The sequence below is a fragment of the Comamonas sp. C11 genome (assembly GCF_024496285.1).
Taxonomy (GTDB): domain Bacteria; phylum Pseudomonadota; class Gammaproteobacteria; order Burkholderiales; family Burkholderiaceae_C; genus Comamonas; species Comamonas testosteroni_F.
In genome coordinates this window covers 3,361,296-3,375,230 of sequence record NZ_CP101743.1, presented here as the reverse complement: position 1 = coordinate 3,375,230, position 13,935 = coordinate 3,361,296, and the positions used below count along the sequence as shown (strand labels likewise).

Here is a 13,935-nt window from a genome sequence, read left to right as displayed (position 1 = left end):
AAGCTACTTTTTCAAGAGCTAATGCAGGCAAGACATTGCAAAATGTGATTTGACAAGGATGAAGTTTTGAGTGTGGATACACCCATTTGGCAGGCGCTGAGATCCAGGGCTGCCGTTTGCGAGCAAACGCTGAATCTGCAACAGGCACTGGGCAGCCCTGGCCGGTTTGAGGGTTTGAGCCTGCAGGCACCTCATGTTTTGCTGGATTGCTCCAAGTCCTTGTGGGATGAAGCTGTGCTGGAAGCCTTGTTGCAATTGGCTGCGGAAGCCGGGTTGGCTGCTCGACGAGATGCCTTGTATGCCGGGGCCGTGGTGAACGAAACAGAGCAGCGTCCGGCTTTGCATGTGCGTTTGCGCGCTCCTTTGGCGCCGCAGAGTTGCTCCGTACCAGAGGACGAATGCCATGTGGGCCTGCGCGCCATGCTGATGTTGGCGCAGCAGTTGCGCGAACAGGCTCGTTTTACGGATGTGGTGCATATCGGCATTGGTGGCTCGGGCCTGGGGCCTGAACTGTTGCTGCAGGCACTGCAACCCTGGTGTCAAGGCGGGCCGCGTGTGCATGTGGTGTCCAATATGGACGGCCATGATCTGCAGCAGGCGCTTCAAGGGCTGGAGCCCGAGCGGACATTGTTCATCGTGGCTTCCAAGTCCTGGTCCACGGCCGAGACACAGCGCAATATGGCATCGGCCAAGGCCTGGGTATGTGCGGCTGGCGACCTGCATTGGCCGGATCATTTTGTGGCCGTGTCTTCGCGCGAAGATATTGCCCGACAGAGCGGCTTTACGCAGACGCTGCATATCCCGGAGGGGATTGGCGGGCGCTTTTCCATCTGGTCTGCCGTGGGATTACCGGTGTCTCTGGCCGTTGGGCCGGATGTTTTCGAGCGTTTGCTGGCCGGTGCAGCGGAGATGGATGCGCATTTTGCCCAGGCACCGCTGGAGCGCAATGCGCCGGTATGGCTGGGTTTGCTGGATGTGTGGTACGGCAGTTTTCTGCGCATGCCGGGGCGCTGCGTTGCACCGTATCACCATGGTTTGCGCCGACTGCCGGCTTATCTGCAGCAGCTCGAGATGGAGAGCAATGGCAAGCAGGTGCGTGCCGATGGCACGCCTGTGGGCTATCCAACGACCGGCATGGTTTGGGGTGAGCCCGGCAGCAATGGCCAGCATGCGTTCTTTCAGTGGCTGCACCAGGGAACCCAGCGTATTCCGGTGGAATTCATTGCCGCGCGCACGGCGGCCCATGGCCTACCGGAGCACCAGGAGGCCTTGCTGGCCAATGCTCTGGCCCAGGCTCAGGCGCTGATGCAGGGAAGCAAGGCCGGGTCGGGGCAGTTGCCCGGGCATCAGGATTTTCCGGGCAATCGCCCTAGTACCTTCATGTTGCTGGATGCATTGACTCCCGAGTCGCTTGGAGCCTTGCTGGCCCTGCATGAGCACCGGGTGTTTGTGGCAGGCACGGTGTGGGGCATCAACAGCTTTGACCAGTGGGGAGTGGAGCTGGGCAAGACACTGGCCAAGGACTTGCGTGTGCGTATGGATTCTCGCGATGTGACAGGATTAGATGCCTCTACTGCTGGATTGTTGCTGCATGCAGTTTCGGGTTGCGACTGAATCAGTCCATATTATTGAGTATTTATTTTTATAAAAATGTCAAAGTTCAATAATCTCAAGATAGCATTAATATCTGACGAATTGACATACTCAGCACTGAGGGCAGAAGCTGGTATTTTAAGAATTACTTCAATCAATTATTGGTGGATATTGAAATTTTGGAAGCCAGATTTTGTTTTTGTGGAATCTGCCTGGCATGGGCACCGTAATGCCTGGAAGTACAAGATTGCGGCATATCCCGACTATCCAAAGCGATCCAATAAGGATTTGGATAAGGTGATTGCCTGTGCCCGTGATATGGGAATTCCTTGTGTTTTCTGGAACAAGGAAGATGGCGTGCATTTCGATCGTTTCATTGCGAGTGCGACCTTGTTCGACACTGTGTTTACGGTTGATGAAAATTGCATATCACGTTACCGGGAGATTCTGGGTGCCAATGCGAGAATCAGTGCTCTGACGTTCCCGGTGCAACCCAAGAATCACTATCTCCAGAATGGTGAGAGTGAAGTGCATACTGGTGCATGCTTTGTAGGGAGTTACAGTCACCATGTTCATGATCAACGCCGAAACTGGCAAGACATGATGTTTTCAGCCGCTCAACCTTATGGTTTGACGGTATATGACCGTAATTCAGATAGAAAATCAAAAAATTACCGTTATCCTGATTGGCCATGGATCGAGGTGAAGGATAGTGTTTCCAATGAAAAGACCGCAGATATTTATAGAAAGTATCTGGTCCAATTCAATGTAAATACAGTGACAGATTCGCCTAGCATGTATTCACGCCGACTGGTGGAGGCATTGGCCTGCGGCAGTATTGTGGTGACCAATCCTGCCTTGTCTGTGGATCGTTACTTTTCCGAATATTGCGAGGTGGTGCACTCTCGCGAAGAGTGCGATGACGTGCTTGAGCGCATCTTTCGCGGTGGAGGCAAACATGAACGTGAGCGTGCGCGTGCCGGTGCGGACTATGTTTTGCGGGAGCACACCTGGGCCAAGCGGCTGCAGGAGGTCGTGGAAACCATCGGACTCTAGGCGGCTGCCAAGAAAGATTGCATGAAAGCATGGATTTGTGCCTGCTGGTGGATGCATCGGCTGCGTCTTCAGGAGCGGCTTCTGGATTTGCCGGTGCGATATTTGCCGCACGGATTGCTGGGCCCTGCCAATGTTGTGGGTTGGGGCGACAAACGCAGTGGTCGGATGGCGCAGCGTCTGGGTCAGTTGTTGAGAGTTCCAGCGCTGCGATTGGAAGATGGCTTTCTACGCTCGTTCGGTACCGGCGAGCATTTCCCGCCGCTGTCGTTGGTGGTCGATGACGAAGGCATTTACTACGACTGCACGCGGCCCAGTGCGTTGGAGCGTTTGCTAAGCAGCGATGCTGATGTGTTGGCACCGGATGCTGTGCGGATGCAGCAGGCTCGTAAGAAGCTGCTATCCGTAGGGCTGAGCAAGTACAACCATGCTGTTGATCTGACTGACGGCATGCTGCGCAGCGACGATGTTCCGCGAGTGCTGGTGGTGGACCAGACGGCGGGTGATATGAGTGTGGCCAAGGGAGGGGCGGATGCCGCGACCTTCGACGCCATGCTGGCTGCTGCGCTGGCAGAGAACCCGCAGGCCACGGTCTATGTCAAGACCCACCCCGAGGTGACTTCGGGTCGCAAGGGGGGCTATCTGACGGGCGTGCAGCCCGATGCCCGCACGGTGGTGTTGCGTGATGCGGTCAACCCGATGAGCCTGATTGCGCAGATGGACAAGGTCTATGTGGTCAGCTCGACCATGGGCTTCGAGGCCTTGTTGGCCCACAAGCCGGTGGTCTGCTTTGGCGTGCCCTGGTATGCGGGCTGGGGTGTGACGGATGATCGCCAGCCGCAGCATCCGGCCATGGTTCGCCGGGCCGGCCGCAGGCGCTCGGTGGACGAGTTGTTTGCAGCCGGCTATATGCATTACAGCCGCTATCTGAATCCAGAGACTCGGCAGCGCGGCAATGTACTGGATGTGTTGGACTGGCTGGAGCGTCAGCGCCAGGTGGCCCAGCGCTTTGGCGGGCGCATGATTGTGGTGGGCTTTCGGCGCTGGAAGGCCGCGAACGTGAAGGCCATGTTGTCGCTGCATCCCGGCAAGGTGTTGTTTGTCAAGAATGCTGCTGCGGCCAGGGCTTTGCGGCCTGCTGGTGATGATTGCCTGGTCTGCTGGGGCAGGGTGCCGCCAGCGGGTGTGCAGCAGTTGGCTGATGAATCGGGCGTGCGCCTGCTTCGCATGGAGGATGGCTTTGTCCGCTCCGTAGGCCTGGGCTCCGACCTGATTCCGCCGCAGTCCTTTGTGCTGGATGCCAAGGGCATTTATTTCGACCCGGGTCAGCCTTCGGAGCTGGAGGATTTGCTCAATACCCGGGAGTTCACGGCCCAGGACCTGCAGCGTGCGCGCAATGTGCGGGCCTTTATCGTCGAGCATGGCATCACCAAGTACAATCTGGAGCCCAATTGCCCGGTGGACTGGTTTGGCGAGGAACGTCCGCAGGCCGGTCGGCAGGTGGTGCTGGTGCCGGGTCAGGTGGAGGACGATGCCTCCATTCGCTTTGGCTGCGATGCTGATGGCGTTTGCACGAATCTGGGCCTGATCCGGGCGGCGCGCGCCGCATTTCCTCATGCATTCATCGTCTTCAAGCCGCACCCTGATGTGAGCAGCGGCAATCGCAAGGGCCATGTCGAGCCGGCCCAGGCTTTGCAGCATGCCGATCACATTGAACAGAGTGCGTCGGTGGTCAGCTGTATCGAAGCTTGTGATGTGGTGGTGACCATGACTTCGTTGACCGGCTTTGATGCCTTGCTGCGCAACAAGCAGGTGGTGGTGCACGGGCGGCCGTTTTACGCTGGTTGGGGCCTCACGCAGGACTGTCTGCCGGTGCCGCGCCGCAGCCGCTCGCTGTCTCTGGATGAGCTGGTTGCCGGGGCACTGCTGCATTACCCCTTGTACTGGGATCCGGTGCTCAGAGGCTACACAAGCTGCGAAGCGGTGCTCAGACGCTTGCTCGAACAACGTACTGCCCTGGAGCAATCGGGCGATTTACATCGCCTGAAGTCCGGCTGGTTGAGGCGGCAATGGCGTAAATCCAAGGTATTGCTTCAGTCGGTTTTGTCGGATTGGTGATACTTACCTTTTTTTGCAATTATTTTTCATCGATTTGTTGCCAACGTGCAGTGATGTGCACAGGTTTCACTCGGTGAAACCCCTAAAATAGGGCGGTCATGTTTCATGACGCCTCCATAAAGATACCCAGCGGCCTGACAGCCCGCAGTTCCTAACGCATGAAGAACAAGAGTGGATTTGCGTCTAAACGTGTTTTGTTGCTACAAGGCCCGGTAGGGCCTTTTTTCTGGAACCTGGCCAAGGACTTGCGCTCGGTGGGGGCGACTGTTTTCAAGTTCAACTTCAATGCAGGGGATTGGCTGTTCTATCCCCGCAAGGCCCATTCGTTCCGGGGGGAACTGGCACAGTGGCCCGAGGTTCTGGAGGCCTTCATCATCAGGCACCGGATTGACGCGGTGCTGCTGTTCGGCGATTGCCGGCCTGTGCATGCGTGCGTGCGCTCCATGACGGAGCGTCTGGGTTGCGCCTTCGGCGTGTTTGAGGAAGGCTATTTGCGGCCCGACCACATCACCTTTGAGCCCATGGGCGTCAACGGGCATTCTCATTTTGAAAAGAGACTGGCCATATGGCTTAAGCAGAGGGCGCATCAAGAGACTGCGCCACAGCGCTCTCATCCGAATGGGCCGGTGACGGAGTCATGGAAGAAGGTCGGCAACTCATTCTGGCATTCGGCCATGTGGGGCATGCTGTATTTCTTTGCTGCCTGGCTGGGGCAGTGGTTCTGGAATAACTCCCTGCATCACAGAAGCATGACCGTGCGGGATGCGCCTTGGTGGTGGCTGAGTTATCTGCGTAAATTCTGGTATCGCCGCACGGAAAAGGAAATCGAAGAGCGGTTGCTCGGCGATTTGCGCAAGAAATTCTTCCTGGCTCCGCTGCAGGTCTATAACGACGCCCAGATCGTGGTCCACTCGAACTATGATTTCGTGACGGATTTCATCAATCACGTTTTGCATTCATTTTCCAGGGCACAGGCGCTGGAGCGCATGAGCGGCGTGCCCGAAGGTGGAAAGTCGATTGCGGATGACGTGGTGGTGTTCAAGCACCACCCCATGGACCGCGGCCACCGGAACTACGCCAATATCATCCGTCTGCTGGCGCGGCGCCATGGCTTGCAGGGCAAGGTCTTATATATCCATGACCAGCATCTGCCATCGTTGCTCAAGAATGCCAAGGGGGTTGTGCTGGTCAATAGCACGACCGGTCTTTCGGCTTTGGGTCATGGTGCTCCCGTCAAGGTCTGCGGCAATGCCTTGTATGACCTGGAAGGCTTGACCTTTCAGGGAAAGATGCGGGATTTCTGGTTTCGGGCCCATCAGGCCATTCCTGACCAGGAAATGCTTTCGCGCTTTCGAAGGGCCTTGATAGAGTGCACGCAGATCAATGGCAGTTTCTATCGTCGGCTCTCGGCTGTCTCATGGCGTTGCGGGGCCGCGCTGGATGGTCAGATGGCGCAACGTCTGTGGGGAGGCGGTCCTTCGGTGGATCCCTTGCTTTGGCCGGAAGATGCGGTGGAAACCGTTCCTGTTTCCAGGCAGGAAAATCAGGAAAATGCCATGCCTTCCATGCTGCAGGGGGTGGCCTCTGTCGAATAAGCCATGGTATGGAGAGGGGGCCGTTTCCCGGAGTGCAATGACCAGCAGAGAAAAGAATATCTCATTCGAGTCTTCCGGGAAGACAGGGGATTGCGAGCGCCTGGTGATCTTCATGGGGGGATTTGATCCTCGTGGGGCAAGGCATTATCACCAGTTGATGCGCGCCGAGTCGCAAAAGCAGCCGTCTGTTTCCGAGGATAGAAAATACGCGATTGGCAGCAGAGAGAAGTGGAATGAGGGCGAGGCCGCCCAAGAAAAATCACAGCATTCTCGATGGCGGGTTTCTCAGGCGGGCTCCGAAAATACTGCATCTGCCGATTTTGTTTTCTTTGACTGGCATGATCAGGTTCGTCTTCATTGGCCGCAGAGCCGAGCTGAAGTCTTTCGCCAGGCCCTGGGAACCTATATTGCTGTCTGGAATTTGAGGCAGTGGCTGAAACCTGTGCGAGAGCAGGCGCGCTTTACTTTGTGGGCGCTGATGTACCCGCTGTTTTATGTGCTGCTGGTGCTGCTCGCCGGATTGGGCATGGGCTCTATGCTTGTCAGTGCTTGGGATGGCTTGCCGCCAGTGGCTGCTGCCGCGCTGATGCTGGCGGCGGTCGCTGTCGTCGGCTGGGGCGGCTTGGTGCTGGATGGCTATCTGCATATCAGCTGGCTTTTGAGGATTTTGAACTTTGCCCATGCCAGTTCCGGTAAAGAATTCCCCGTGCTGGATGCTCGTATCGAGGCGATGGCCGCCGAGGTGGCTCAGGCCATGCAGCAGCAGCGTTGGCGCGAGGTGGTCGTGGTCGGCTTCAGTGTCGGCAGTGTGCAGGCTCTGAAGTTGACTCAGGCGCTCCGCCGTAAGCTGGCTGAAGATCCGCTATCCTCGCACGCTTCTCGCAAGCCGCTGCTGAGCTTGGTCACCCTGGGCAACTGCATTCCGTTGTTTGCGCTGTTTCCCGGCGCTGGCGCGTTGCGGCAAACCTTGCGTGAGGTCGCCATGGACGAAGCGGTGTACTGGGCCGATATTTCTTCACCCAGCGATAGCGTGTGTTTCGGCATGTGCGATGTGGTGGGGCTGTCGTTGCGCGAGGATGGGCGCAAGGAGGGGGCCTCGGCCGTCAACTCCGTTGCTGATTCCAGCAAGCGCCGACCGCAGTGGGGATTCAATCCGCAAGCGATATGCTCCCCGCGTTTTCACAAGCTGTTTTTGCCGACAACCTACCGTTGGTTGCGCAGGAACAAGATGCGCATGCATTTTCAGTATCTGATGGCCGGCGAAGTTGCCGGTGCCTATGATTATTTCGAGTTGCTCACCAGCGCCGGTCCGATGCATGACTACATAGAGAGGAAATTGGTGCGATGAGTCGTTTCTGCCCCGTTTATCCCAAGCCCCACCCCGAGCAGACGTCGAAGCTGCGCATGTTCTGGCATGCACGGCGCTCCTGGATGGACGCCCTGTTCGAGCGCAGCTACAGCATGCAGATGGGTGAGGTTCATCTGCCCGGCGTGGATCTCTACATGCTCAATGACATCAAAGAGGTCAAGAGAGTCATGCAGGGCGAGGCGCAGCATTTCCCCAAGAGCCATCTGCTGCATGAATCGCTGGAGCCTTTGCTGGGAGACAGCATCTTCACGACCAATGGCGAGCAGTGGCAGCGTCAGCGCACCATGATGAACCCCGCGTTCGCCCAGGCGCGCGTGAACGTCGCTTTCCCGCGCATGCTGGGAGCCGCGCAATCCATGCTGGAGCGCCTGGATACCGTGGAGGAGGCGCAGCCGTACGACATCGAGATCGAGATGACCCATGTCACGGCCGACATCATTTTCCGCACGATTTTTTCCACGCCCTTGCAGGGGCCCGATGCGCATCGCATCTTCGAAGCCTTTGCCCGCTACCAGGCACTGGCCCCCAAGCTCATGCTGCCGGCTCTGTTCGGCGTTCGCTGGCTGACCATGCCCTGGTATCGCTGGCAGAGCAACCAGGCCGCGACGGAGATTCGCGGCCTGCTGCACGCCATGATCAAGCCGCGCTATGAGGCGCACCTGAGGGGCGAGGCCGAGGAGCAGGAGGATATTCTTGCCGCCTTCATGCAGGCCAAGGATCCGAATACGGGCGAGCCTTTCAACGAGGAAGAGCTGGTCAATCAGGTCGCCATGCTGTTTCTGGCGGGGCATGAAACTTCGGCCAGCGCACTGACCTGGGCCAGTTATCTGCTGTCCCAGTCACCCGACATACAGCAGCGTGCCTACGAGCAAGTGGTGGAAGTGGTTGGCGATCGTCTGCCGCAGCAGGCGGACATGAAAAGCTTCTCTCAGGTCTGGAATATCTTTAGGGAGACCTTGCGTCTGTTTCCCCCTGTGGGTTTCTTCGCCCGGGAGAACGTCCAGTCCTGCCCTATCAGGGGCAAGCAGCTGAAGGAGCGCAGCACGGTGGTGGTGGCGCCCTGGCTGCTGCAGCGCCACCGAAAATGGTGGAAGAACCCCGATGCCTTCGACCCGGATCGCTTTGACCGTGAGGAGGACAAGGAAGCCATCAAACACGCCTACATGCCATTCAGCATGGGCCCGCGCGTCTGTCTGGGCGCTGCATTTGCGCTGCAGGAAGCGGTCCTGATTCTGGCCTGCCTGCTGCAGCGCTATGAAATCCTGCCGGCGGCAGACCATGTGCCGCAGCCCGTGGGGCGATTGACAATTCGCTCCGAAAATGGAGTACGCATCAAGTTGCGCAAGAGAGAGGCTGCATGAAGGAGCGCCTGGCAGGTTTTGCGCTGATGTGCGCAGTCGTCCCGCTGGCGGTTGTGGGCTGGCTGATTCTTTGCTGGGTCGGTCTGTTCGGCAAGACGGAGCGGGGCAGGGCCGGGGTGCGTGCGCTGGATCATTTTGTCAATGCGGCAGTGCTCAATGGCTATGCCTGGGAAAGCGTGTCATCGCATGCCTGGCGCGAACGCGAGAACAAGCGCTGGGCGCGTTGGGTCATCCGGATCACCGATCGCTTCCAGAAGGATCACTGCATGCGTGCCAACAAGCGCGAGCAGCCCGTGGTGGACCTGATTCTGAAAAAAGGTCTGCAGGGCCAGACGATCCGTTGAAGGGCTGCCAGCTCGTTCAGTCATTAAGGCCGATAAGCTCATTACGCCTCATTACGCTTCATGATTGATCCGGGTCAGCGGGAATCGGCCCTGGCGCGTTAAGGACTGAAGCGTTTCCGGGTTGAAGCGCGATCTCGCCGGCCCACGGTGATCTATATCGAGCATGGAGACATATGTCCAATCGCACTTCACTCATCCGCAGCCTGGCAGTCTTGGCGCTGGTTTGCGCAGCGGGTGCCGCCCAGGCGCAGGCCTATATCAGCGGCTCCATCTCAGGGCAGCTGGCGCCCGGGGTTTACGGTCAGGTCAATATCGGTAATGCACCGCCGCCGCTGCTGTATGCCCAGCCGATGTGGGGCGGCCCGGTAGTGCCGCAGGTGCAGCCCATCTATATGTGGGTGCCGCCCGGCCATTCGCGCAACTGGCGCCGCTACTGTGGCCGCTACCACGCCTGCGGCCAGCCGGTCTATTTCCTGCGCAATCCGCCCCCCCATTGGCGTGCAGGACCTCCGCCGCGCCACCACCACGAGCGACGCGACTGGCATGATGACCGCCGGGATCATGGGCATTGGGACAGAGACGATCGCCGCGATCGACGTGACTGGGACAGGCATGATCGCGATGACCGGGGGCGTGGTCATGGTCACGGGCGTGGGCATGGACGCCATGACGACTGAATTAGGGGTTAACCACTAAATTCACTGTTGCTTATGCGCAGCAACAAAGGCTGATTGCTATTTAAAATGTAGCAATCAGCCTTTTCTCTTTATAGGCTTCATGCTTTGTTTGTAGGTATTTGTACGTGTTATGAGCAAGCACTTTGCTATGCCTTTGTGGCATAGCTGCTAGCGGAGGGCTTGCCTAGTGGGAGGGCGCAGGGCTACCGACAATAGTCTCATTCGTTTTGACTAGATGGTTGCCCTGATGCAAGCCCTGTCGAGCGCCCGTCCTGCCGGTGCAGTCTGCCCGCAGCGTGACGGGAGTGGCTCGAAAGGCCTCGATGGCCGGGACTCGGCTTTCGGGATTGCGGGGCAGCCATGGCATCCACTTCAGGAGTCTTTCGGCATGAGCGCAGCACTCAAAGGCATTTCTTCCATGGCAACCCGCCAGGTCCTGGCGGATCTGGTTGCAGCCTGGCAGGCCCAGGGCGGCGAGCCGGTGCAGATCGAATCCGTGGGTGGTGTGGATGCCGCGCAGCGTGTGCAGTCCGGTGAAGAGGCCTTTGATGTGGTCTTTCTGGCCTCCAACGCCATCGACAAGCTGCAGGCCGCCGGCCGAGTGGTTGAGGGCAGCAAGGTGAACCTGGTGCTCTCCAGTACTGCCGTGGCAGTGCCTGCTGCTGCAGCGCAGCCCGATATCAGTTCTGAAGAGGCCGTGCGCGCTGCCGTGCTGGCAGCGCCCAGCGTCGGCTATTCCACCGGCCCCAGCGGCGTGGCGCTGCAAAAGCTGTTCGAGCGCTGGGGCATTGCCGACGAGATCAAGCCCCGCATCGTGCAGGCCAGGCCCGGCGTTCCCGTGGGCTCCATGATCGCTTCGGGCGAAGTGGCCCTGGGCTTTCAGCAACTGAGCGAGCTGATCCATGTCGAAGGCATCCGCATCGTGGGCGGCCTGCCTGCCGCGATTGCCATCGATACGGTGTTTTCGGCCGGTCTGGTAGCGGGTTCGGCCCATGCGGATGTCGTGCAGCGACTGTTGGCCTTCATGGCTTCGCCTGAAGCCGAAGCGGCCAAGCGCCGCCAGGGCATGGAGCCCGTTTGAATTGATTCGTGTCCAGGCGGGGGCCTGGCACTGAAACCCCATCCAGCAAAAGGGCAGTCATAGCCCTTTCGTGACGGACGTACCAGATGCCTTTGAGGCTTTGGCGCCAGCCGCGAGACAGGAGATAGAGGCGACAAAGAGAGGCAACTGAGATACCAAATATGACTTCGCAAACTAGCAAACAGAACACCGACCCGATGGTCGTCAACGTGCAGACCGTGCTCAACGAGAGCCCGTTCTCGGGCTTTCAGTGGGGGATTTTCTTCCTCTGTTTTTTGATTGTTCTGCTCGACGGTTTTGATACCGCCGCCATCGGCTTCATCGCACCTTCGCTGCTTGGCGAATGGGGCATCGACAAGTCCCATCTGGGCCCGGTGCTGAGCGCAGCACTGTTCGGCCTGGCGTTCGGCGCGCTGGGCGCGGGTCCGCTGGCGGACCGCGTGGGCCGCAAGACCGTGCTGATCATCGCCGCGGTGGTGATGGGTGGTGCATCGATTGCCTCCGGTCTGGTGCACGATCTGCAGGCTCTGACCATCTGGCGCTTCATCACCGGCCTGGGTCTTGGCGCCGCCATGCCCAACGCCATCACGCTGATGAACGAATACTGCCCTGACAGCAAGCGTTCCTTCATCACCAACTGCATGTTCTGCGGCTTCCCCATCGGCTCGGCCTTCGGCGGCTTTATCGCGGCCTGGATGATTCCGCATTTCGGCTGGCGCAGCCTGCTGATCGTGGGCGGTGTGGTGCCCCTGATCCTGGCCGTGCTGATGATCGTGATGCTGCCCGAGTCGGTGCGCTTCATGGTGCTCAAGAACTACTCGGCCGACCGTGTGCGCAAGGTGATGGGGCGCATCGCTGCCGGCACCCGCAATGCAGCGCGTTTTGTGCTGAACGACGGCGGCGAGGCGGCTGCCCAGGCACAGCAGGGTCCCCAGGGCCTGCGTCTGGTGTTCTCGCAGAAATATCTGGTCGGCACGCTGGCCCTGTGGGTGACGTATTTCATGGGCCTGGTGATCGTCTATGGCCTGGTCAACTGGATGCCTGTGCTGTTCAAGGAGGCGGGCGTGCCCGCCAGCCAGGCGGCCGTGATTGCCGCGCTGTTCCAGCTCGGCGGCGTGGGCGCGATCTTTGTCGGTCTGCTGATGGACCGCTGGAATGCCAATCTGATCATTGCGACGGGCTACTTCCTGACCAGCCTGGGCGTGGCTTTCATCGGCCAGGTGCTCGGCGGAGGCGTGGGCATGCTGGTGGCTTCGGTCTTCATTGCCGGTTTGCTGATGAATGCGGCACAGTCGTCCATGCAGGCGCTGGCTGCCGAGTACTACCCCACGGAATGCCGCGCCAGCGGTGTGTCCTGGATGCTGGGCATCGGCCGCTTTGGCGGCATTGCCGGCTCTTTCCTGGTGGCCGAGCTGTCGCGCCGTCACCTGGAGCTGCCGCAGGTCTTCATGGTAGTGGCCATTCCCGGTGTCATCGCTGCGCTGGCGCTGCTGGTCAAGAACCGCTATGCCGGCGGCGCACCGCGCACCTCCATGCTGGGCCTGGGCGGCGCGCACTGAACTTTTTGATTGACGAATTATTTTTAACGGAGCTTGAAGATGATCATTGACGTACACGGTCACTACACCACGGCGCCTGCGGCCCTGGGCGCATGGCGCGATCTGCAGATCGCCGGCCTCAAGGACCCGAGCAAGACCCCGTCGGTGGCCGATCTGAAGATCAGCGACGATGAAATCCGCGAGACCATCGAAACCAATCAGCTGCGCCTGATGAAGGAGCGTGGTTCCGATCTGACCATCTTCAGCCCCCGTGCCTCGTTCATGGCGCACCACATCGGTGACTTCCAGACCTCCAGCACCTGGGCCGCCATCTGCAACGAGCTGTGCTTCCGCGTCAGCGAGCTGTTCCCCGACCACTTCATTCCCGCCGCCATGCTGCCCCAGTCGCCCGGCGTGGACCCGGCAACCTGCATTCCCGAGCTGGTCAAGTGTGTCGAGCAATACGGCAACGTCGGCATCAACCTGAACCCCGACCCCTCGGGCGGCCACTGGACTTCGCCCCCGCTGTCCGACAAGAGCTGGTACCCCATCTACGAAAAGATGGTGGAGTACGACATCCCCGCGATGATCCACGTCTCCACCAGCTGCAACAGCTGCTTCCACACCACGGGCAGCCACTATCTGAATGCCGACACCACGGCCTTCATGCAGTGCCTGACTTCGGATCTGTTCAAGGACTTCCCGACCCTGAAGTTCCTGATTCCCCATGGCGGCGGCGCCGTGCCTTACCACTGGGGCCGTTTCCGCGGTCTGGCGCAGGAGATGAAGAAGCCGTTGCTGGAAGAGCATCTGCTGAACAACATCTACTTCGACACCTGCGTCTACCACCAGCCCGGCATCAATCTGCTGACGGAAGTGATCCCCACCAAGAACATTCTGTTCGCCAGCGAAATGATCGGCGCCGTGCGCGGCATCGATCCGCAGACCGGTCACTACTACGACGACACCAAGCGCTACATCGAAGCCACGCAGAACCTGACCGCCGATGAAAAGCACGCCGTCTACGAAGGCAATGCCCGCCGCGTGTTCACGCGCCTGGACAAGGCGCTGAAGGCCAAGGGTCTGTAACTTCTCAAAAAAAGAGCTGCTATCGCAAGGTATGAAATGTTTTCAGCAAGAAAACTATTCAGATCTGATGAATGACCAGCGGTGCCAGCTCACTTTTTTGATTCAATAACGTCTTAG

The 13,935-nt window shown here is 58.9% G+C and carries 11 protein-coding genes; all 11 read left to right on the top strand.

What is annotated here, in order from left to right; all coding sequences use genetic code 11:
• Positions 1-72 precede the first annotated feature (72 nt).
• The 11 genes from pgi (at position 73) to NOX35_RS15380 (ending at position 13,818) form a co-directional block, all read left to right on the top strand.
• Positions 73-1,614: a glucose-6-phosphate isomerase gene (gene pgi, locus NOX35_RS15430; RefSeq protein ID WP_256493873.1), complete on the top strand. Its 1,542-nt coding sequence runs from the start codon at positions 73-75 to the stop codon at positions 1,612-1,614.
• Between the two features lie 36 nt (positions 1,615-1,650).
• The gene (locus NOX35_RS15425) at positions 1,651-2,649 is read left to right on the top strand and encodes a glycosyltransferase (RefSeq protein ID WP_256493872.1); all 999 of its coding nucleotides are present in this window, start codon (positions 1,651-1,653) and stop codon (positions 2,647-2,649) included.
• A gap of 21 nt (positions 2,650-2,670) precedes the next feature.
• Positions 2,671-4,764 (top strand): capsular polysaccharide biosynthesis protein, encoded by a 2,094-nt coding sequence (locus NOX35_RS15420; protein WP_256493871.1) that lies wholly within the window; start codon positions 2,671-2,673, stop codon positions 4,762-4,764.
• Positions 4,765-4,922: 158 nt separating this feature from the next.
• The gene (locus NOX35_RS15415; protein WP_256493869.1) at positions 4,923-6,359 is read left to right on the top strand and encodes a capsule biosynthesis protein; all 1,437 of its coding nucleotides are present in this window, start codon (positions 4,923-4,925) and stop codon (positions 6,357-6,359) included.
• 37 nt (positions 6,360-6,396) lie between these two features.
• On the top strand, positions 6,397-7,707 hold the full coding sequence (locus NOX35_RS15410) for a hypothetical protein (protein WP_256493868.1): 1,311 nt from the start codon (positions 6,397-6,399) through the stop codon (positions 7,705-7,707).
• On the top strand, positions 7,704-9,089 hold the full coding sequence (locus NOX35_RS15405) for a cytochrome P450 (protein ID WP_256493867.1): 1,386 nt from the start codon (positions 7,704-7,706) through the stop codon (positions 9,087-9,089). The genes NOX35_RS15410 and NOX35_RS15405 overlap by 4 nt, the downstream gene beginning before the upstream one ends.
• Positions 9,086-9,433 (top strand): hypothetical protein, encoded by a 348-nt coding sequence (locus NOX35_RS15400; RefSeq protein WP_034379442.1) that lies wholly within the window; start codon positions 9,086-9,088, stop codon positions 9,431-9,433. The genes NOX35_RS15405 and NOX35_RS15400 overlap by 4 nt, the downstream gene beginning before the upstream one ends.
• Before the next feature lie 173 nt (positions 9,434-9,606).
• Complete coding sequence (locus tag NOX35_RS15395) at positions 9,607-10,110, top strand: hypothetical protein (RefSeq protein ID WP_256493866.1); 504 nt, start codon at positions 9,607-9,609, stop codon at positions 10,108-10,110.
• 388 nt (positions 10,111-10,498) lie between these two features.
• Positions 10,499-11,191 (top strand): substrate-binding domain-containing protein, encoded by a 693-nt coding sequence (locus NOX35_RS15390; protein ID WP_256493865.1) that lies wholly within the window; start codon positions 10,499-10,501, stop codon positions 11,189-11,191.
• A gap of 161 nt (positions 11,192-11,352) precedes the next feature.
• Complete coding sequence (locus NOX35_RS15385; protein WP_256493863.1) at positions 11,353-12,750, top strand: MFS transporter; 1,398 nt, start codon at positions 11,353-11,355, stop codon at positions 12,748-12,750.
• Between the two features lie 39 nt (positions 12,751-12,789).
• Complete coding sequence (locus NOX35_RS15380) at positions 12,790-13,818, top strand: amidohydrolase family protein (protein WP_003067554.1); 1,029 nt, start codon at positions 12,790-12,792, stop codon at positions 13,816-13,818.
• The last annotated feature ends 117 nt before the right edge of the window (positions 13,819-13,935 follow it).